Source organism: Acinetobacter sp. AS5, assembly GCF_048957595.1.
GTDB lineage: Bacteria > Pseudomonadota > Gammaproteobacteria > Pseudomonadales > Moraxellaceae > Acinetobacter.
Window position 1 is genome coordinate 31,036 of the sequence record NZ_JARDAL010000030.1, and the last position, 19,877, is coordinate 50,912.

Genomic DNA, 19,877 nt, shown 5'->3' on the forward strand with positions numbered 1-19,877 from the left:
TTTAATAAAGATAGCATTTTAGGCCACAAATACCATAAGAGTTTTACATATTCAGGTTATAATCGCACCCGCGAATGCGGAGACTTCATTATGAGCAACTCAACTTCTACCCCAAACACTGGTTTAAGCTACAAAGATGCAGGTGTCGACATTGAGGCGGGCGACGCGTTAGTCGATCGTATCAAATCTGTCGCTAAGCGTACCTCACGTCCCGAAGTTATGGGCGGCCTAGGTGGCTTTGGTGCACTTTGTAAAATTCCTAAAGGTTATGAAGAACCTGTTCTCGTATCTGGCACAGATGGTGTTGGTACAAAATTACGTCTGGCACTGAATTTGAACCGTCATGACACAATTGGTCAAGACCTGGTTGCAATGTGTGTGAATGACCTTCTTGTCTGTGGTGCTGAACCACTGTTCTTCCTTGATTATTATGCAACTGGTCACTTAAATGTTGATGTTGCTGCAAATGTAGTCACTGGCATTGGCGCTGGTTGTGAACTTGCTGGCTGTGCATTAGTTGGCGGCGAAACTGCTGAAATGCCAGGCATGTATGAAGGCGAAGATTACGATCTTGCAGGTTTCTGTGTCGGTGTTGTTGAGCAAAGCAAAATTATTGATGGCTCTAAAGTCAAAGCGGGTGACGTTTTAATTGGTGTAGCTTCTTCAGGTGCGCACTCAAACGGCTACTCACTGCTTCGTAAAATCTTGGACGTGAAAAACGTTGATCTAACTCAAATCGTCGATGGTCGCCCACTTGCAGATGTTGCAATGGAACCGACACGCATTTATGTAAAACCAATTCTTGAGCTGTTAAAACACGTTGATGTACATGCGATGGCACACATCACCGGTGGTGGTTTGCCGGGTAACTTACCGCGCGTACTTCCTAATGGCGCTCAAGCACTGGTAAATGAATCTTCTTGGGAATGGCCTGAGCTATTCAAGCTTCTACAACGTGAAGGCGGCGTAGAACAGTTTGAAATGTATCGCACTTTCAACTGTGGCGTCGGTATGGTGCTGGTTGTTGATGCAGCTGATGCAGACAAAACTGTTGAATTACTCAACCAGCTTGGCGAAAAAGCATGGGCAATGGGTCAGATTCAAGACAATGCTGAATCGGTTGCAGGTGCAGACGAAAAAATTCGTGTGATCTTTGCGTAATTTCGCATGATTAAAATTGCTGTACTTGTTTCAGGTAGCGGATCAAATCTGCAAGCCTTGATTGATGCCAATCTTTCGGGGAAAATTGTGGGCGTGATTTCCAACAAACCTGAAGCCTTTGCTTTAACGCGTGCACAACACGCAGGCATACAGACTGCAGTTATTGAACACAAGCAATATCCAAACCGTGAGGCTTTTGATGATGTGATGCATCAACAGCTTTTGGACTGGGATGTGGATCTGGTGGTACTTGCCGGCTTTATGCGAATTTTAAGTGGAAAATTTGTGAAAGCCTGGGAAGGGAAAATGTTAAATATTCATCCTTCCCTGTTGCCTTATTATAAAGGTATGCATACGCATCAGCGTGTACTCAATACCGGTGATGTTCTGCACGGCTGTACGGTGCATTATGTTACGGCTGAGCTGGATGCAGGGCAAGCGCTTGCTCAAGGTGTTCTCAAGGTTTCTCATCACGATACGGTAGAAAGTTTGGCAACACGTGTGCATAGCCTCGAGCATGTGATCTATCCACAAGTCGTAGAATGGATTTGTAGCGGAACGATTCAACATACTAAAGATGGTGTGTTATATCGAAATGAGAAAATGCAAGCGCCTGTTCAATTCTGCAAGTTTTAAAAAAGTTTAGATATAAAAAACGCATCCTCGGATGCGTTTTTTTATTTCCAATATATTCAATAATTCAAGCAGACTGTTGCTGAATCAGCTGTTTGACCAAGCCAGCTACTTGATCAGGTTGTTCCAATGGGAACATATGTCCACCATCCACCACGGTAAAAGGAATACCAAACTTCTTTTGCACTTGCTGCGGGAACTTGCGGGCCAGAAATGGACCTTTCTCGGCAACGACCAGATGCACAGGAATTTTTGGTTTTGCCTGAGGCAACCACCATAGCGACGGATTGGTTCTAAAGACTGCGACCTCATCCCTTTTAGGGATAGTGAGTTCTACTCCACCCCGGATGGGATCCTCCTGCAAGGCATGGTCAATATAAGCTTGGAAACAATCCGCATCAAAATCCTGATAAAAACCTTTAGGGCGCAGCAATTCAGCGGCTTGTTCACGTGAATCCCAATGGTCACGACGGCGTTTCGACAGACCTGCTGGAGACATTTTATCCAATGCTTTTAAGCGCAAAGTCTTTGCAATATGTAAGGCAAAGGCTTCTTTACCCATAATCATCGGCGGGTCCAGCATGATCATTTGCGAAAACAGCTCTGGGCGCTGCAAAGCCGCCTGCAGAGTTAACACGGATCCCAAAGAATGCCCCAGACCAATGACAGGTCGCCCATGTGACTGGCGCACAATACTATCAATCACTTGCTGGGTCAGGCTTTTCCAATGGTTATCAATCGGATAACGCTTATCTGGCCCTAAAAGCGGCACATAGATAATATCGTAATCATCTTGCAATCCATCAAACAGCTTTTTATAGACTTTGGATGGCACGCCATTGGCGTGCGCGAAATGAATCAGTGGTTTCATTGCAGTGTCGTGCTGTTTTCTGACTGAAGCTTCTGTGCAACCGAAGAAGCAATTCCATCCCCAATCGATGACCCCATACGACCCAAGACTGATTCAAATGGACTATATTCAATGGTGTAATTCAACGCTTTTTCAGTTTTCAGTTCACGTTTCAAGGTATTTAAGCTACCGATACGATCCGCAATACCTAATTTCACCGCCTGATCACCGGTCCAGAACAAGCCAGAGAAAATGGCAGGATCATTGGATTTCAACTTAGCCCCACGTCCCTGTTTCACTGCATTAATAAAGTGACCATGCACATTATCTAGCACACCCTGTACATGAGCTTTTTGCGCAGGATCAACTGGCTGAGTCATCGACAGTAAGGCTTTGTTTTCGCCTGAGGTCATAGTGCGATCTTCAACACCTAATTTTTGCAATAGATTAGTCACGCCATAATTCGGCATGATCACCCCAATTGAACCGACCAAGCTCGATGGATTGACAATAATTTCGTCCGCAGCTGAAGCAATATAATAAGCACCTGAAGCCCCAGTATCGCCAATCACGGCATACAGTTTTTTCCCAGGATACTGTTTTTTCAGATACTGAATTTCCTGCCAGATTTCATCCGACTGTACCGGCGAACCGCCAGGTGAGTTAATATTCAGCACCACTGCTTTACTTTGTTTATTTTCAAAGGCTTTTTTCAATGATTTGATAGTATTGCTACTGTTGACACTCTGCTTGTCAGCAGCAATCGTCCCCACAATATCCACGACTGCGATATGCGAACCCGCAGCAGTACTGGCATCTGAAGAAACGGAACTACAGCTTTTGCCTAGCGCCAAAATAACGACAAGCAGATAAGCAAAAGTCAGAAATTTAAAGAAAATCCCCCAACGGCGCGCGCGGCGCTGTTCTTCTACCGAAGCTAAAACCGCTTTTTCCAGCAGTTTCCATTCCGGACCAGTCGGTTGAACTGGCTGTTGCGTATTTTGTATTTGATTTTCAGGTTTTGGTGGCCAATCGGACATAAATAATCCAATAAATTGATTTATATTGAACCCATTATATACACTGAATCGGGTAATTCTGTCTAAACAAAACGTTTTCGCCTATAATAAATTTTGTTCTCTTTTTTTGTACTTAGACGAAATCAATGACGAAACAGGGCTCACGGAATTCAGCTTACGGTTTACTCAAATACATTAGCCGCCAACCGCTTCCGGTTTCTCGCTGGATGGCCCGTATTCTGGCCTTTATTGTGAACAGTTTTAAAGTCACTAAAACTTCGGAAGTCATTCGCCTGAATCTTGAAATCAGTCTTTCAGAACTGTCCGGTCAGGAACGTGAAAAGATTAACCGTGCTGCGGTTCGCAATGAATTAATGTCATATTTCGAGTTCTTTACTATTTGGGGCTCAAGCAATCAGAAAAATCTTAAACGCGTTCATCGCGTTATTGGCGAAGATCTACTTCATGATGCCCTTGCACAAAATAAAGGTCTGGTTTTAATTGTGCCGCATTTTGGTACCTGGGAAATCATGAATGCCTATATCGCCCAGTTCACTTCAATGACCATTATGTACAAACCTGTGAAAAATCAGGCTGCAGATCAATTTGTACGAACCGCCCGTAGTCGTGAACAAGCGCATCTGGTGCCGACCGATGAATCTGGCGTTCGTCAGATTTTTAAGGCCTTAAAACAAGGCGGCACTACGGTCATCCTTCCTGATCATACCCCGAATATTGGTGGTGAATATATTCCTTATTTCGGTGTGCCTTTAGCTACGAGTAATTTGAGTGCTAAGCTGATTCAAAAGACCAAAGCGCGCGCCCTGTTTTTATATGCTCTACGTAATACTGCAGATGGATTCGATATCTTTATCGAAACGGTTGATGAAAAAATTTATAGTGGCAATGCCAATCAAGGTACGCAAGTCATTATCAACAGTATTGAAAATTTAATTCGCCGCCATCCGGAACATTATCACTGGAGTTATAAACGCTTTAATGCGCATCAAGATTTAGGAAATCTCTATAAACTTGAACATGAACAAGCCTTGGACAAAGTAAATGCGTTGAGAACACAAGACGCCCATGAAGTTTTGCCGATGCTGGAATCAGTGACTTAAAGGCTGACGATACAACCACCGCCATTCATGTCGTTCGGCAGAAAGCACCAGTTCTGAGCCTTGTTGCTGGAAGTGTACACTCCCCTGTTCTGCCGTGGTCAATAAGGGAATATTAAGAGCTTTTAACCGTTGCTGCGTCAGTTGGCTCGGGTGGCCATAGCGATTAAATTTCCCAGCCGAGGCAATCGCCAATTTAGGTCGCAAAACTTCTAAAAATTGATAGGCTGAACTGTGCTGACTGCCATGATGGCCGAGTACCAGCACATCGACTTTAAGTTCCGGATAATTTTGGAGTAACTGATATTCAGTTTCCCAACCCGCATCCCCCATCAGTAAAAATTTTTGATACGGTCCGGCATTTTTAACTTGCAGATATATCACACAAGATCGGTCGTTTTTATTGAAGTTTGGCGTATTTAGCTGCTGCTGCCGAGGTGCCAGAATTTTAAAGTTAATCGTCTCAGACCATTGCCATTGCTGTCCTGCATAACAAAACTGAAAACTTGAAGAAGCAGCTGTTTCAGGCATCTGATTGGATGACACTTGTCGGATGTTTAGTTGATCTTTAATGCTGTGATATGCACCGCTATGGTCCTGATCCAGATGGGTCAAAATCAGTTGATCCAGTTCTCCAACACCTTGCACAGACAAAAATGGCATAATCACTTGCCGACCAATACTGAATTTTTCTTCATTATAATAACCGCCCATATCGATCATCATGCTCTTTTGCCCTTCCCGAATGAAGATGGCCTGTCCCTGCCCGACATCCAGAACAGACAGCTGAAATGCATGCTGATTAAGTTGAGGAATGCACAGTGGTAAACAGGCAAGTGCTGTCCAGCTTTTGGGTACTAAGCCCCGTGGTAAAAAGACAATTAACAAGCCCAAAATACATAGAGCAATCATCCAGACATTCATAGCCACCGGAATCAATTGGGGCGCAAACAGCTGATCAAGCAGATTCAAAAATGCCAGCAGTATATGAATAAAAATATCATTGAGCTGAAACAGCAGACTCGAAAGTGGTTCAGAAATGAAAAATAATAAAGCCGCCAGAATATCTACGGGAACTATTAGCAGGCCAATCCACGGGATGGCTACTAGGTTGCTTAGCGGGGTAATCCAAGCCACCTGCTTAAAAAACAGCATCATTAAGGGAAACAGGGCCAGAAAAATTTTCCACTGCGACTCCACTAAAACTTTCATTGCAAAATACAGACGTTGTAATGCTGTTTGTATTGTTTGATTCGGTTGCTGCTGAATGGTTTGATAGATTCGCAGCAAGACAAAACAGGCACCATAAGACAGCCAGAATGCGGCCGATAAAATACTAAAAGGATCAAAGAGCAACAATAAGGCAGCACTTAGAATCAACAGCTTTAATGGCTGCACGCTTTGCCTGAGCAACAGTGTAAAAGTCACAATCACACAAATCAGTAAAATACGTAGCGCCGGAATTTCAAAACCGACGAAGGCACAATACAGCAGTACACAGAGCAAAAAAGGCAGACTCAAAAAATACTGCCTTGGCCATTTCAGATAAATCTGCGGCGTGTACCTTGAAATCAGATATTGCAAACTGCCACAGATGATAAAGGCAAAGATCAGGACATGTGGTCCAGAAATTGCCAATAAATGACTCATGCCAAACCGTTGAAACTGCTGTTCCGTCGCTTGATCCAGTAAACTTTCATCACCGCTTAATAGAGCCAGCAACAAGCCTTTCTGCTGTACGGGTTGTCTAGCCACAAACTCTCTTAAGGCCAGTCGCTGTTGTTCTACCCAAAGTAAAAATCGCTGACCCAAATTTTGCTGCTGACGTAGATATTTGCCATAACCTAACGCATAGAGTTGTTGCGGTTGCAGCTCTTGGATGTGCTTGATCCTAAACCCGGCCATGACATTTTGCTGTAATGCCCATTTTTCTGCATCAAAGGCACCTGGTGTGGCATAACTATGGTTAGGTCGAATCTGGCCTTGTAATAAATAGTAGCGTCCCAGTTCAAGAGTTTGTTGTTTGGTTTCATCATTTACCAAACTAGATGTGACAGGATCTGAAACTGGCAGAAAACCCATCCACTTAATTGTAGTACCGTCAGGATTAAGCACGTGCAGGGCTTGCTGGATATTCTGATCACCAAGCTTATTCAGCTCTTTGATATACACTACGATTTCTTTTTCAGCGACTTCGTGCTCTCGCTTGGATAAACGTTCAGCCAATTGCAGATTGGCATAAGCATGACCTAAAAACAGTCCCAAAAGCAGGCTTGATCCAGCGATCAACAAGCTTCGCAGCGGTGTATTCAAGATGAACTTTAATTTATGGCAACACAGATACCACAGCAGCGCAATGATCAAAACTGCCGTCCCGCTCAGTTGAACAGACAGGAAACTTTTCCCCATACAGGCAAGGCCTAAAATCCAGCCAATACATAGCCACTGCAACATTGAATCTTATTCTGTCTTGTTATTATTTTGCCCAATAATAAAGCCCACCGGAGTGAGCTTCAATCAAATGCGAATATTCTCGTTATTTATGGTTCAATCCAGAGACCATCCTGCATATGTAAAATCCGATCTGCTGCATGGGCTAGCTGTTCATCATGCGTCACAATCAGCATCGCCATATTGAACTCACGTTGCAATTCGGTCAGCAGTTCAAAAATCTTTGCTGCAGTCTTGCGGTCTAGATTTCCGGTCGGTTCATCGGCCATCATCAGTTTAGGTTTACCGACCACTGCACGCGCCAAAGCTACACGCTGACGCTCACCTCCGGATAATTCACCCGGCTTGTGAGTCAGACGATGCGAAAGACCAACACGTTCCAGCAAATATTCGGCCTGCTGTTTGGCTTCCTTAAACTTCATGTTGTCGCGTAACATCAGCGGCATGGCCACATTTTCCAGTGCCGTAAATTCTGGCAACAGGTGATGAAACTGATAAACAAAGCCCAAATGCTCATTCCGCACATAACCGCGTTCTGCTTCAGACAAGGTATCAAAACGGCGGCCATTCACCATGACCTGACCTGACGTCGGGCGATCCAATCCACCCAAAACATGTAATAAGGTACTTTTGCCTGAACCACTTGAACCTACAATCGAAACAAACTCACCTGCTTTTACCTGTAGCGACAAGCCGCGAATCACATCGACAGTGGCCTTGCCATCGGTAAAGGATTTGTGAATATTCTGGGCATCTAAAATCAGATTACTCATAACGCAAAGCCTCTGCCGGTTGAATTTTTGCTGCACGTAAAGCCGGATAAATTGTCGCGACAAAACTGAGTGCCAGTGACAAGCCTACAATCACCAAGACATCCTGCCAGCGCAGATACGAAGGTAAGTAGTTAATAAAATAGGCATCAAACATATTCAGGCCTAAAGTATTGTTGAGCCAGCCAATAAAGCTACTGATACTGGTTGCCGCAATAATCCCGAGGATGGCCCCTGCACAAGTTCCAATCACCCCAATCACGGTACCTTGCACCATAAAGATTTTGGTAATGGTGGCAGGTGAAGCCCCCAAAGTCCTTAAAATGGCAATGTCCGATTTTTTATCCGTCACCACCATCACCAGTGAAGACACAATATTAAATGCCGCGACTAGAACGATCAGGAATAAAAGCAGGCTGACCATGGCTTTTTCCATCTGAATCGCGCTGAACAGATTACCATGGGTATAAGTCCAGTCCGAAGCATAGAAATTCCCCGGCAAATCACGCACAATTTCCTGAGACACTTGTGGTGCCAGGAAAATATCATCCAGCTTCATACGCACACCCTGCGCACCATCCGGTAGACGCAGTAAAGTTGACGCATCATTTAAAGCGATATAACCCATCATCGAGTCAACTTCAGCCCCAATACTGAAAATTCCCACCACTTTAAAACGTTTAAAACGTGGGACGACACCGGCGGGTGAAGGAGTCGCTTCTGGCAGAACCAGAGTAATATTGTCATTTAAACCTACACCCATGGCATCGGTCATTTGCTTGCCTAAAACAATACCAAATTCACCTTTTTTCAGGCTGTCGATACTGCCCTCAACCATATGGTTTTGTATGATCGAAACTTTTTTCTCATACTCGGGTTCGATCCCGCTGACCATAATGCCGGCGACCTGACCCTGTGCGGTCAGCATGCCTTGTAATTGAGTAAAAGGTGCAACCCCCTGGACATGTTCATGCTGCTCAATCTGCTTTGCAAGTTCAGGCCAATTTGTTAAAATTTGCGTCGAGGAAACAGTCGCTTGAGGTATCATTCCCAAGACACGATTTTTCAACTCTCGGTCAAAACCATTCATCACAGACAAGACTGTAATGAGGACTGCCACACCGAGTGTAAGGCCGATCATTGAGACCAACGCGATAAAAGAAATGAAGTGGTTACTACGCCGTGCGCGAGTATATTTCAACCCTATATACAGCGAGATTGGTTTGAACATAACCATCTAGTCCGAGGTAATAAATTATGAAAAATGTACAGCATCCAAACGGATTTGCGGAAAGACGCGTCATGTCTCGAATCGATGCTGCCTTACGAATTAATTATCAGATTATTTCCGATGATGTTGCCTTGAATGATCCTTACGATCCTAACTTCGTGTTGCCCCGCTATTTTCTACTACTTGCAGAACTAGATCAATTTGATCATGCGGTTAACTACGAATTAGAACAATTATCTGAAAAAGATCAACAAATTGCTCGAATCTTATCCTTATTCAACCAAAAATTAAACCTTATTACCGGTTCTTTGTATGACGCAATTGTACAAAGCATGTTACCTGTACCGGAACAGGTGAACTTTTCAGAAACCGGTTTTAGCTTCTTTAATGAGCGTCCTATCGCTGAAGGCACTTATCTGCACGTAACTTTGAGTCATCCGGAAAATTTCTTCCATATTGCAGCAACCGCTCAGGTGGCCTATAGTCGTGAAGAAGAAAATGGTAAATATCGGACAGGTGCGTATTTTATTACCATGCATCCACAGGACCGTGTCAAACTGGGTGAATGTGTTAAGGCTCGCTTTGCCTAAATCACTGCGTTAATCAATTTCTATTCAGTACCGGTGGATGATGAAAGGCGAGCGTTATAGCTCGCTTTAATTTCTCTGGAAAAATATAATAACAAACCAGCCAGTAAGATAACGACACCAAAGAAAGCACCGCCCGATAATTTTTCATCATTCAGAATTACCCCAACCAATAAGGCCAGCATCGGCGTCAAAACCGTAGTCAAAGACAAAGTGGTCGCCTTGATTTTCTGTACCAGTTTAAAATAGCAGAACATCGCAATCAGGGACGCCATGATCACCGCATAGCTGAGTCCGATCAGCGATTTAGCCTGCGGAATCTGGGTCGGTGCAAATTGCCAGATAAACGGCAGCATGGCACAGGCCATCACCGCTGAAACTGCAATAGAACCGGCCGCTTGCGCCATGGGTTCAAGAGGTGCATTGACTTTTTTCACCCAAAACATCGAAATACAGTAAATAAAAACACTGAGCAACATCAGGCCTATTCCGATCGGCTGAATATGCTGATCTTTGCCACCCACACAAATAATCCCCAGTCCCAGCAGTGCAATTGCCATGCCGCACCACTGCGAAGCATACAGCTTGAGCTGAAACACAAAACGGCCAATCAAACCGGTAATAATCGGTGCCAGTCCGAACATCAGGGCAATAATGCCCGAACTCAGATAATCCGTGGCCAGATAAGTGAAAATCTGTGAGCCGATAAAACTACATGCACCTGCCAGGTAACTGTGCATGGATAATTTATCTAAGGGAAAACGGGTTTTAAACAGCCACAATAAGGTAAATGCAAAAGGTAAAGCCAAAAAGAAACGCAATGCCAAAGCCCAGAGCGGATGCAAATCCGTCACACTCCAGACAATAGCTAGCGGTGTCGTTGCCCAGATAAAAACCAATAAAAGATAGGTGGCAATCATATTGGTTTGTGTGGGCATGCGAGTCACTCTGAATAAGGCTTAAAGCGCGGAAGTTTTACGTTTTTGTTTTTGGATGGTCTGATCGAGTGCGCTGGAAAATTCGCGTTTATCCCGTTCTGAAATCGGTGGCGGCCCGCCCGTTTGCACGCCTGCACCGCGTAAGCTGTCCATAAAATCACGCAAGTGTAAGCGCGCTTTGACATTGGCCGTAGTATAAATTTCACCGCGGGGATGAATCGCAATCCCGCCTTTTTCAATGACTTCCGCAGCCAAGGGAATATCTTGCGTCATGACAATATCATGCTCTTTCATACGCAGAATAATTTCCTTATCTGCAGCATCCGCTCCACTCATCACCTGAATTGAATTAATTCTAACCGAAGGTGTGATTCCGACTGGTTGATTGGCGACAAAAGTGACTTCCAGCTGATAGCGATCCGAAGCACGAATAATCACATCTCGCAGCATACGGGGCAATGCATCGGCATCGACCCAAAGTTTGAATGGCAACACAGGGCTTCCCATTAAGGTATTAATCATGGTTATTCTAGCAAATTGAGACGATCAGGTTGATGATTAAATCGCTCCATTTTCATTGCATCTGTCATCAATATTTTAAAAAGCATGTGCTGGGTAAAACTGGCGTGATTCACGCGAGAAAAAAATTTGACTTCATTTGACTGGCATTTTAATTTTAAAATTCATTCGATTGACTTGAAAAATCGCAATGACCCTCGATTAACTATAAATACGTCATCCAAAATCAATTGTGCATATGAAAAATCAGAATAGCCCAGAGATCATCACCATTGATGATCAAAATTTCGGTAGTCATGTCGAACACTGGACCTTGCTCACCGACAACCCTGGCACAGATGTACCACAGTGGTTAGGCAAAGCTCTTGATGAACCAATCATGCCGATGGGCCTTTGTACACAAGAATGTGATATGGATGCAGAGACCTGGCTGATTCAGGGACCAAGTAAAGCTGCGGTACAGTTGAGTCAAGTGATTGCCGTCGAAAACAATAAACCTCAAGCGGTAAAAACTGCATTCCCCTGCTTTGATAGCCCTTATCAGGTGAAAGCCACGATTGACCGGATTATTTCCTGTAAATCCAATACCCAAGCTGTATTGCGGCTAAATTTAGGTGCTAACAATATTATTTACGCTTTCGATAGCCTGTATAGCGTCAATCACCCGCATTATGAAAAAGACCAGTCCTATGTGGTGAATCTGAATGGCTGGGCCTATGAACTTGAAGCGGTCGCAGATCATGAGCATCTGGTGGTTGATGATCCCGCTTCGATCAAGCATCACCGTGCCTTGAATGATATTTTGGCTGCCAATAATGGTGTAGCGCCGGATAATTTGCAGGAACAGATTGATGCCTGGCAGCCGCAGTCCGAAGAAGATAAAGAACCTGTCACTGTAGATTTTTCTAAAATGGTGGCCTATTTATACGGCGAAACCATGGGTCAGGAAGATGAAGCCTGGTTCCAGGGCAATATTGTCGGTAAAACCACCATGCAATTTATGGATCAGGACTACACCCTGTATGATGTCACCCTGATTCATGATGAAGACCAGCCTGCGACCTTGATCCGGATTGCAACACGGAATGACCAGTACAAAAACTTCCAGATTGGTCAGTATATCCGTGGTAACTTATGGATTCAGGCCAATATTTATAGAAAAGCGGCCTAAGTTCAAACATATAAAGAAGATATTCATTTTGATGGGTATCTTCTTTTAATCCATCTATATTCTTATTTGTCATTTTAATTTTTGATTATTTTTTATACATATTTTCTGGCTTAATAATCTATTTAAATTCATTAAAAACCGAGTTATCCACATTTTCAAATTCAAATGAATTCATTTTAAATATTTAAAATAACCTTAAAAATCTTGTAAAAATAAGCGCTTGATTTCTCATATAAATAATCTGTCGTCGTGCAAATCTAATATTTAAATAAAATGAAAATTTATGCTCTTTAATTAAAAATGTACTTTATTTAATCAATTTTTTATGATAAAAATACTCACAACAAATTAGTATTAACGATAAATAGATCGGACAATAAATATCTATGAAAATCGTGCAAGAAGAAACATTACAACAGGTCGAGCATCATCTTAGCTCCCGCTATAATATTGATATGATGTCCTGCCTTTTTTTCATATTGGGGATGCTGATCTGCGGATTCATCCTGCATACTTTTATTTTCTAAAATTATTGAATCCATAAAAAGACCCAGCCTGTGCTGGGTTTTTTCGTTTCAGGAATTAACCATTGCGTTTGGCAAAGTCATCCATAAAGTTCACCAATGCCTGCACGCCTTCTAAAGGCACGGCATTATAAATACTTGCGCGCATACCGCCGACTGAACGGTGACCAGCAAGATTCAATAAATGTTGTGCTTCTGCTTCTTTCAGGAACTGTTTCTCAAGATCTGCATTAGCCAAGGTAAATGGGACGTTCATGATTGAACGGTTTGCTTTTGAAATCGGATTCGCATAAAAATCGCTTTGATCGATATAACCATAAAGCAAGTTAGCTTTCTCAAGGTTCACTTTGTGCATGGCATCTACACCGCCATTTTCTAGCAACCACTCAAACACCAGACCAGACAAGTACCATGCATAAGTTGATGGTGTGTTGACCATTGAGCCATTTTTCGCTTGATCTGAATATTTCAAGATGCTTGGAATTTCAGGTTTAGCTTGATCGAGTAGATCATCACGAATGATCACCAGCGTTAAACCAGCAGGCCCGATATTCTTTTGCGCACCCGCATAGATCAAACCAAATTTAGAGACATCTAAGGGTGCAGATAAAATGCTAGATGAATAGTCACAAACTAATGGCTTGTCTGTTTCAGGAATTGAGGCAAATTGCAGACCGCCAATAGTTTCATTATCCGCATAATGCACATAAGCTGCATCATCAGAAAGATTCCATTCGCTTTGTGTACTGATCGCATATTTGCCATCAATTTGGATACCCGCTTTTACAACATTGATATCGCCATAACGCTGCGCTTCTTTCAAGGCTTTTTCAGACCAGATGCCGGTATCGATATAGTCTGCTTTGTTGTTTTTGCCAAGCAAGTTCAATGGAATTGCCGAGAACTGTAGTGATGCCCCACCCTGCAAGAACAATACTTTGTAGTTCTCAGGAATATTCATGAGTTTGCGCAGGTCTGCTTCCGCTTTTTCAGCCATGGTAACATAGTCGGAACTACGGTGGCTCATTTCCATGATCGAAAGACCTTTGCCATGCCAGTCAAGCATTTCAGCTTGAGCTTTTTCAAGTACGGCAGTCGGTAATGCAGCAGGACCAGCACAGAAGTTGTACGCGCGCATGATTTTTCCTTTCAGAGTGAAACACAATCAAATGATGGCATTTAACCATATCTGGCAGGGTCTTGCACAAAATTATTTCAATCTATGAGTCAAGATAGAGTCAAAAAATCAATGTAGATTCACAAGATAAATTGACCAGTATTTTAGCCTGCTGTTTTTATCATCTTTGCACTAACAATTGAAAATATTCAAAATTAAGCTATTTTTTAATTTTAGATATTCCATCAAAAATAGCCGATAAGTATTTGAAATACAGATGTAAAAGAAACAATACTATAACTTTACACTAGTTCTATCTGCATACCTTTGATTTATACTAGCCGGATAACATTACCGACTTTAAATCAGTTTAGCGACTTTATGAACTTAAAGAAAAATAAAAGACAGCTTGTCTGGGGGTTAAATCTGCTTGCATCGATGATGTATGGCAGCTTTGCTCATGCGCAGAGCATCAGCTTTCAGGACGCTGAACGGCAGTTGTTGCAAAACTCTTATAGCAGCCAAGCCTATCAAAGTCTGGAGCAGGCTTCAAAACTTGAAGCTGAAGCAGTAAAAGGCGTAGGTCTGCCGCGTGTCGATCTGAATGTTCGTGCGTATGCCTTTCATAATGAACTCGATCTGCCTTTAGGTGCATTAAAAAATAATTTAGAGCAATCCTTAACGGATGGTGTCAATAATAGAATTGATGAACTGAACTTAGGTGATCTGGCTGACCCGCTAAAAAATAGTTTAAGACAACCTATTCAAAATGGAGTTGGCTTAATTCCTGATAGTTCGCATGTCGTGCTGGATGATCAGGTGATTCGCCCGACGGTTTCAGTCATGATGCCGCTTTATACCGGTGGACTGACAAGCAGCGCCAAAGAAATCGCCAATATTCAAGTAGGTCGTAGTCAGCTCAGCAACAAACAGCAGCAAGATACGCAGCGTTTTGAACTGATTCAAAGTTATTTCAATGTCCAGCTCCAAAAGCAACTGCATGCAGCAGCACTGTTTAACTTGAATGCCATGCAGCAGCATTATCGCAATGCCTTAAAGATGGAACAGCAAGGTTTTATCAGTAAAGGCCAGCGCATGCAGTTTGAAGTGGCACGCAATAATGCCGAGCGCAGCCAGCAAAATACGCAGGCCAATTTGAATGCTGCGCTGTTCCAGCTGAATAATCTGCTTCAGGAAAGTAGCATCACCGAACTTTCGACGCCTTTATTTGTCAATAAAACCGAGCCACAGGCCTTAAATCATCTGCTGAAAACCTTTAGTCAGAACTCTGCACTGATTCAAAAAATGCAGCTGGATACCCAATTAGCTCAAGCCAATGTCAAAGCCCAACAAGCAGCGAAAAAACCGAATGTTTTTGCTTTTGGTGAATATAGTCTGGATCAAAATGAAAACTGGATTGTCGGAGTTGCCGCACGCTATAACCTGTTTTCCGGAATTGATAAAAACAAAAGTATTCAGGCTGCCGAACTCAAACGCTCTGCCACAGAACTGCTCACTGCACGCACCCAGCAGGAAATTGAAAATCTGATTTATAAATCTTATAGCGAAGCACTCAGCGCACAGCAAAGTGATGCGCTTCTGGCACAAAACTTGAAAGCCGCACAGGAAAATTTACGCATCCAAGAATTGTCCTTTAAAGAAGATATGGGCACCGCCATACAGGTCATCGATGCACAAAATATGCTGAGCGGACTACGAGCCGAAACTGCCTTGAATGCTTACAAATATGTGATGTCACTGGCCACACTATTACAAAGCCATGGCTCGATTGCAGAATTTCCGAACTACATCCAACATACCAACACTCACTATATTCGCTAATGGAGTCGAACATGAACGAAGATCAAAAACCCAATGATCCTGTGAATGAAGCGGCTTCATCCAGCGATACAGAAAAATCGCCTGCACAACAGGTAGAAACAAAAACTGGAATAGAAAATAACGCAGCGACTTCGACAGAGCATGAACAAGCTCCTGAAATCTCCAAAAAGAAAAAATATTTATTGCTTGCCCTGATTCCAGTTCTACTGGCTGTCATCGCTTTTGGATTATGGAAAAGCTACCAACCGGCTCCGCTGGAATTGCAAGGTCGTGTAGAAGCTGAAACGGTCCAGGTGGCCACCAAAGTGCCGAGCCGTATTGAAGAAATTTATGTAGAAGAAGGTCAGCAGGTCAAAAAAGGCGATGTGCTGGTGCGCTTAAACAGCCCGGAAATTCAGGCCAAAAAACAGCAAGCCGCAGCGGCTTTACAATCTGCGCTGGCCTTACAATCGACTGCTGAACGTGGCTCGCAAGAAGAAAATATCGCGAGCCTGTATGCCAACTGGCAATCGCTGAAAGCACAGCAAAATTTAACCAAAGTTTCTTATGAGCGTGGTGCAAATTTATTTAAGGAAGGTGTGATTTCACGCCAGCGCCGTGATGAATTGTATGCAGCCAGTCAATCAGCGGCACAAATGACAGAAGCAGCGTATCAGCAATACGCACGTGCCAAACGTGGCAGCACCTCGCAGCAAAAGAGTTCTGCCGATGCACAAGTAGATATTGCCCAGGCTGCGCTGGATGAAGCCAATGCATTAGAGGCAGAAACCCAATTAGTAGCACCTGTAAACGGAACGGTGTCTAAAACCTATGGAAAAGTCTCGGAGCTGGTAGCCACCGCAGTCCCTGTGGTCAGCCTGATTGAAGATCAAATGTGGGTGAGCCTGAATATTCGTGAAGACCAATATGCCCCATTTCAGAAAATGAGCAGTATTGAAGGTTATATTCCCGCCCTAGATAAAACCGCCACTTTTCAAATCAAGCAGATCAGTGCTGAAGGTGAATTTGCCACCATTAAGACCACACGCCAAACCGGCGGCTATGATGTGAGAAGTTTTAAACTGCATTTGCTACCGACACAAACCATGCCTGAACTGAAAGTCGGTATGAGCGTATTATTTAAACTGAAAGAGACCCTATAATGTGGACGGGTATATGGCGCGAACTGCGCTATCTGCTCCGAGAAAAATGGGATCTGTGTCTGGTCACGCTGGCACCTGCACTGGTGATTATTTTATTCAGCAGCATGTTTGCTCAAGGGAAACCAGATCATTTACCGATTGCGATTATTGATCAAGACCAGAGTGCGCTGAGTCAAAGTATTTATCAGCATGTGGCGCTGAATCATACTCTTAAAATTGCTACGGTGTCGGAACAAACAGCTGAAATTGAGCGCCTGTTAAATCAAAATAAAATTTGGGGTTATATCCATATTCCAAGCGGTGCCGAGCAACGTCTGGTTCGTGCCCAGGATGCTGACATCAGTATTGCCTTTAACCAGAGTTATTTCAGTATCGGAAATACCATCTCCTCTGCCATGCTGGTCAGTACCCTACAAGCACTGGCTGAATTTGGCGGACAGCAATATCTGGGCAACCGGCTGCCTTCTCTCGAAGCACCGTCGCCGCATATCAAAATATCGCCGCTGTATAATCCACAACTGAATTATGAATTCTATCTGGAACCCTATGTCATTCCGGCAATTCTGCATTTACTGCTGTGTTGTTGTGTGGCATTTTCCGTCGGTCAGGAACTGAAGCGACAGACCTTAACAAGCTGGATCAGCAACTCGTCCATCTGGATGGCATTGCTGTCTAAAAATCTGGTCTATGTGGCTATTTTTAGTCTATGGACCTGGATCTGGATGTTCTGGCTGATTGAAATTCGCGGCTGGTTTGTTGCCGGCTCGCTCAGCCTGATTCTATTGGCGCAATTTCTGCTGTATAGCGCTTATGCATTTTTAAGCAGTGCAGTGGTTCTGGCAACCAAAGATTTAAGTAAATCTTTCGGCATCATTGCGGTCTATGGCGGTTCATCTTTAAGTTTTGCCGGTGTGACCCTCCCTTTAAATAATGCGCCCCTATTCACCCAGTTTTGGTCCAATATTATTCCGTTTACGCCCTATGCCAAATTACAAACTGAACAATGGGTGATTGGTAGTCCATTGCATATTTCACTGCAAGCTGGATTCATGCTGCTCATCTATGCCCTAGTCTACGCTCTGCTGGCTTATCTGTTTCTTAAAAAAATAGCCAAAGGAGCAACACCATGAAATCCCTTTGGTTTTACTATCTACAAAGCTTTAAGGATATTGTCAGTCATGGCACGATCTTTACCACGTTGATTCTATCTGTCTTGTTTTACAGCTTTTTCTATCCAACCGCTTATCAGGCACAGCAGGCTGAAGCCTTACCGATTATTATTGTCGATGAAGAACAAAGTAGCTTAAGTACCCGCATTATTGGTCAGGTGGCACAAAGCCCCAATGTGGAGATTGAGGCGATTACCGGCAATTTTTCCGAGGCCAAACAATGGATGGAATCTCAAAAAGCCGATGGCATTTTACTGCTACCGGACAATTTATCGCAAAGCTTAAGGCATGGTGAAACAGGCGGCATTGGACTGTATTTAAGCACGGCCAACTTTTTAGTAACCAAACAAATTGGTCTGGGCTTAGCCACATCGGTTGAGCAAACTTTGGCAGACTATACTGAACGCTTTGGTCAGGTCTCGGATTTTTCACCTGCCCTTTCTGTACATCAAATTCCTTTATTTAATCCGCTGTCCGGCTATGGCAGCTATGTCTTTCCTGCGGTTGCACCTTTAATTATCCACCAAACCATTCTTTTGGGTTTGAGTATGCTGATTTTGGTATATCGGGAAAGAAAAATAGAATTAAACACAAATGCATTGATTGGGATGTGTTTAGCGGTCTTCACCATTGGTTGTCTGGGATGTTTCTATTTATTCGGCTTTAGCTTCTGGCTATTTGATTATCCACGTGGTGGCAACCTGCTCGGGATGCTGCTGGCTGTTGCGGTTTTTATCTACACGATAATTGGCATGACCTGCCTATTTGCCAGTTTTCTGGATCTGCCGGAACGTGCGGGGCATGTTATTGTATTCACTTCTATTCCACTGTTCTTTTTATCTGGTGCGGCCTGGCCGCATGCTGCCATGCCCATCTGGATGCAAATCGTTGGCGAAATCCTGCCTTCCACCCAAATTGTGCAGATGTTTATTCAACTCAATCAAATGGGTGTGCCTACCGCACTGGTCTTGCCTAAACTGCTCTATCTTGGAATGATCGGCAGCTTGTGTTTTTTCTTGGCTTATCGACGTTTAATTTCTGGTCATCAAAGCAGATAGAGCATTATAGCAATGCTCCTATTCCACTTATTTACTCGATTCGCCAAAGACTTGAATATTGAAATTACGAATCTTGTTGCTACCATTCGGCTTGTCAAAACTCACATCATACTGAACCAGATTTTCCGGATAGGCAATTTCATAGCTGACCTTATATTGCCCAAGCTGATTGGTTGCTTCTTCAATCTCTTTGGTCATTAAAGTCTTAGACTTGTATTCACCTTGAGGAATTGAACGTGAAAAGCGTTTCATCAGCTTTTCATTGTCCTTAAACTGGGTTTGCAACTGCGGCTCTAACTGATCCAAAAACTCGTCATACTTCCCATCACGCAAATCCTCATAGGCTAGCTGTGCCGCCTTTTGCTGTTCAGGACTCGGATCCGGAATATTGTCCATTGAATTACAGCCACTCAATGCAACCGCTGCTGCCAACAACATTAATTTGGTTTTCATCGCTTACCCTTATGCAGTCAAGGTTTATAAAAAAGGACGCCGAAGCGCACTGCTGTCCCATAGTTTGCTTTAAATAAAAAAACCTGAGTCCTAACAGTTAAAATATGAGTGCAAACAAACACTT

At 43.4% G+C, this 19,877-nt stretch carries 19 protein-coding genes; 9 read left to right on the forward strand and 10 right to left on the reverse strand.

Annotation, left to right across the window (positions count from 1 at the left end):
• Positions 1-90: 90 nt before the first annotated feature.
• Together purM and purN are read left to right on the forward strand one after the other, a co-directional pair.
• Positions 91-1,161, forward strand: a complete 1,071-nt coding sequence (purM, locus tag PV763_RS10870; protein WP_420937824.1) for a phosphoribosylformylglycinamidine cyclo-ligase — start codon at positions 91-93, stop codon at positions 1,159-1,161.
• Between the two features lie 6 nt (positions 1,162-1,167).
• A complete protein-coding gene (gene purN / locus PV763_RS10875; protein WP_420937825.1) occupies positions 1,168-1,797 on the forward strand; it encodes a phosphoribosylglycinamide formyltransferase in 630 nt (209 codons plus the stop codon).
• Positions 1,798-1,861: 64 nt separating this feature from the next.
• Here purN and PV763_RS10880 read toward each other — a convergent pair whose 3' ends face one another.
• A complete protein-coding gene (locus PV763_RS10880) occupies positions 1,862-2,665 on the reverse strand; it encodes an alpha/beta fold hydrolase (protein ID WP_004279132.1) in 804 nt (267 codons plus the stop codon).
• The gene (sppA, locus tag PV763_RS10885; protein ID WP_420937826.1) at positions 2,662-3,684 is read right to left on the reverse strand and encodes a signal peptide peptidase SppA; all 1,023 of its coding nucleotides are present in this window, start codon (positions 3,682-3,684) and stop codon (positions 2,662-2,664) included. Before sppA ends, PV763_RS10880 begins: the two co-directional genes overlap by 4 nt.
• A 125-nt stretch (positions 3,685-3,809) precedes the next feature.
• Here sppA and PV763_RS10890 point away from each other — a divergent pair, with 125 nt between their 5' ends.
• Complete coding sequence (locus tag PV763_RS10890; protein ID WP_420937827.1) at positions 3,810-4,784, forward strand: lysophospholipid acyltransferase family protein; 975 nt, start codon at positions 3,810-3,812, stop codon at positions 4,782-4,784.
• Here PV763_RS10890 and PV763_RS10895 read toward each other — a convergent pair.
• The 3 genes from PV763_RS10895 to PV763_RS10905 all read right to left on the reverse strand — a co-directional run bounded on the left by PV763_RS10895 (position 4,773) and on the right by PV763_RS10905 (position 9,233).
• Positions 4,773-7,235: a DNA internalization-related competence protein ComEC/Rec2 gene (locus PV763_RS10895; RefSeq protein ID WP_420937828.1), complete on the reverse strand. Its 2,463-nt coding sequence runs from the start codon at positions 7,233-7,235 to the stop codon at positions 4,773-4,775. The two genes, PV763_RS10890 and PV763_RS10895, sit on opposite strands and share 12 nt — an antisense overlap.
• A gap of 86 nt (positions 7,236-7,321) precedes the next feature.
• Entirely contained in the window at positions 7,322-8,005 is a 684-nt protein-coding gene (gene lolD / locus PV763_RS10900; RefSeq protein ID WP_004645694.1) for a lipoprotein-releasing ABC transporter ATP-binding protein LolD, read from the reverse strand.
• Complete coding sequence (locus PV763_RS10905) at positions 7,998-9,233, reverse strand: lipoprotein-releasing ABC transporter permease subunit (protein WP_312325528.1); 1,236 nt, start codon at positions 9,231-9,233, stop codon at positions 7,998-8,000. Before PV763_RS10905 ends, lolD begins: the two co-directional genes overlap by 8 nt.
• 26 nt (positions 9,234-9,259) lie before the next feature.
• On the opposite strand from PV763_RS10905, the gene PV763_RS10910 reads away from it, so the two are divergent.
• Positions 9,260-9,823 carry a PilZ domain-containing protein gene (locus tag PV763_RS10910; protein WP_262466902.1) on the forward strand — a complete coding sequence of 188 codons (564 nt, stop codon included), beginning with the start codon at positions 9,260-9,262 and terminating at the stop codon, positions 9,821-9,823.
• 20 nt (positions 9,824-9,843) lie between these two features.
• Here PV763_RS10910 and PV763_RS10915 read toward each other — a convergent pair whose 3' ends face one another.
• Both PV763_RS10915 and PV763_RS10920 read right to left on the reverse strand, forming a co-directional pair.
• Positions 9,844-10,758 (reverse strand): DMT family transporter, encoded by a 915-nt coding sequence (locus PV763_RS10915; RefSeq protein ID WP_262466901.1) that lies wholly within the window; start codon positions 10,756-10,758, stop codon positions 9,844-9,846.
• A 21-nt stretch (positions 10,759-10,779) separates the two neighbouring features.
• The gene (locus tag PV763_RS10920; RefSeq protein WP_171054293.1) at positions 10,780-11,265 is read right to left on the reverse strand and encodes a YaiI/YqxD family protein; all 486 of its coding nucleotides are present in this window, start codon (positions 11,263-11,265) and stop codon (positions 10,780-10,782) included.
• A 250-nt stretch (positions 11,266-11,515) separates the two neighbouring features.
• Here PV763_RS10920 and PV763_RS10925 point away from each other — a divergent pair, with 250 nt between their 5' ends.
• Positions 11,516-12,448: a hypothetical protein gene (locus tag PV763_RS10925; protein ID WP_219308810.1), complete on the forward strand. Its 933-nt coding sequence runs from the start codon at positions 11,516-11,518 to the stop codon at positions 12,446-12,448.
• Positions 12,449-12,858: 410 nt separating this feature from the next.
• Here PV763_RS10925 and PV763_RS10930 read toward each other — a convergent pair whose 3' ends face one another.
• Positions 12,859-12,990, reverse strand: a complete 132-nt coding sequence (locus PV763_RS10930; RefSeq protein WP_420937835.1) for a hypothetical protein — start codon at positions 12,988-12,990, stop codon at positions 12,859-12,861.
• 40 nt (positions 12,991-13,030) lie between these two features.
• The gene (gene serC, locus PV763_RS10935; protein ID WP_420937829.1) at positions 13,031-14,110 is read right to left on the reverse strand and encodes a 3-phosphoserine/phosphohydroxythreonine transaminase; all 1,080 of its coding nucleotides are present in this window, start codon (positions 14,108-14,110) and stop codon (positions 13,031-13,033) included.
• A 360-nt stretch (positions 14,111-14,470) separates the two neighbouring features.
• On the opposite strand from serC, the gene PV763_RS10940 reads away from it, so the two are divergent.
• Genes PV763_RS10940 through PV763_RS10955 form a run of 4 tightly spaced genes read left to right on the forward strand, consistent with a single transcriptional unit; the run spans position 14,471 to position 19,300 of the window.
• The gene (locus PV763_RS10940) at positions 14,471-15,931 is read left to right on the forward strand and encodes a TolC family protein (RefSeq protein WP_420937830.1); all 1,461 of its coding nucleotides are present in this window, start codon (positions 14,471-14,473) and stop codon (positions 15,929-15,931) included.
• Positions 15,932-15,942: 11 nt separating this feature from the next.
• The gene (locus PV763_RS10945; protein ID WP_420937831.1) at positions 15,943-17,073 is read left to right on the forward strand and encodes an HlyD family secretion protein; all 1,131 of its coding nucleotides are present in this window, start codon (positions 15,943-15,945) and stop codon (positions 17,071-17,073) included.
• Entirely contained in the window at positions 17,073-18,203 is a 1,131-nt protein-coding gene (locus PV763_RS10950) for an ABC transporter permease (protein ID WP_420937832.1), read from the forward strand. The genes PV763_RS10945 and PV763_RS10950 overlap by 1 nt, the downstream gene beginning before the upstream one ends.
• On the forward strand, positions 18,200-19,300 hold the full coding sequence (locus PV763_RS10955) for an ABC transporter permease (protein ID WP_420937833.1): 1,101 nt from the start codon (positions 18,200-18,202) through the stop codon (positions 19,298-19,300). The genes PV763_RS10950 and PV763_RS10955 overlap by 4 nt, the downstream gene beginning before the upstream one ends.
• Before the next feature lie 27 nt (positions 19,301-19,327).
• On the opposite strand, the gene PV763_RS10960 is transcribed toward PV763_RS10955, so the two are convergent.
• Positions 19,328-19,753: a DUF3887 domain-containing protein gene (locus PV763_RS10960; RefSeq protein ID WP_420937834.1), complete on the reverse strand. Its 426-nt coding sequence runs from the start codon at positions 19,751-19,753 to the stop codon at positions 19,328-19,330.
• Positions 19,754-19,877: the final 124 nt, after the last annotated feature.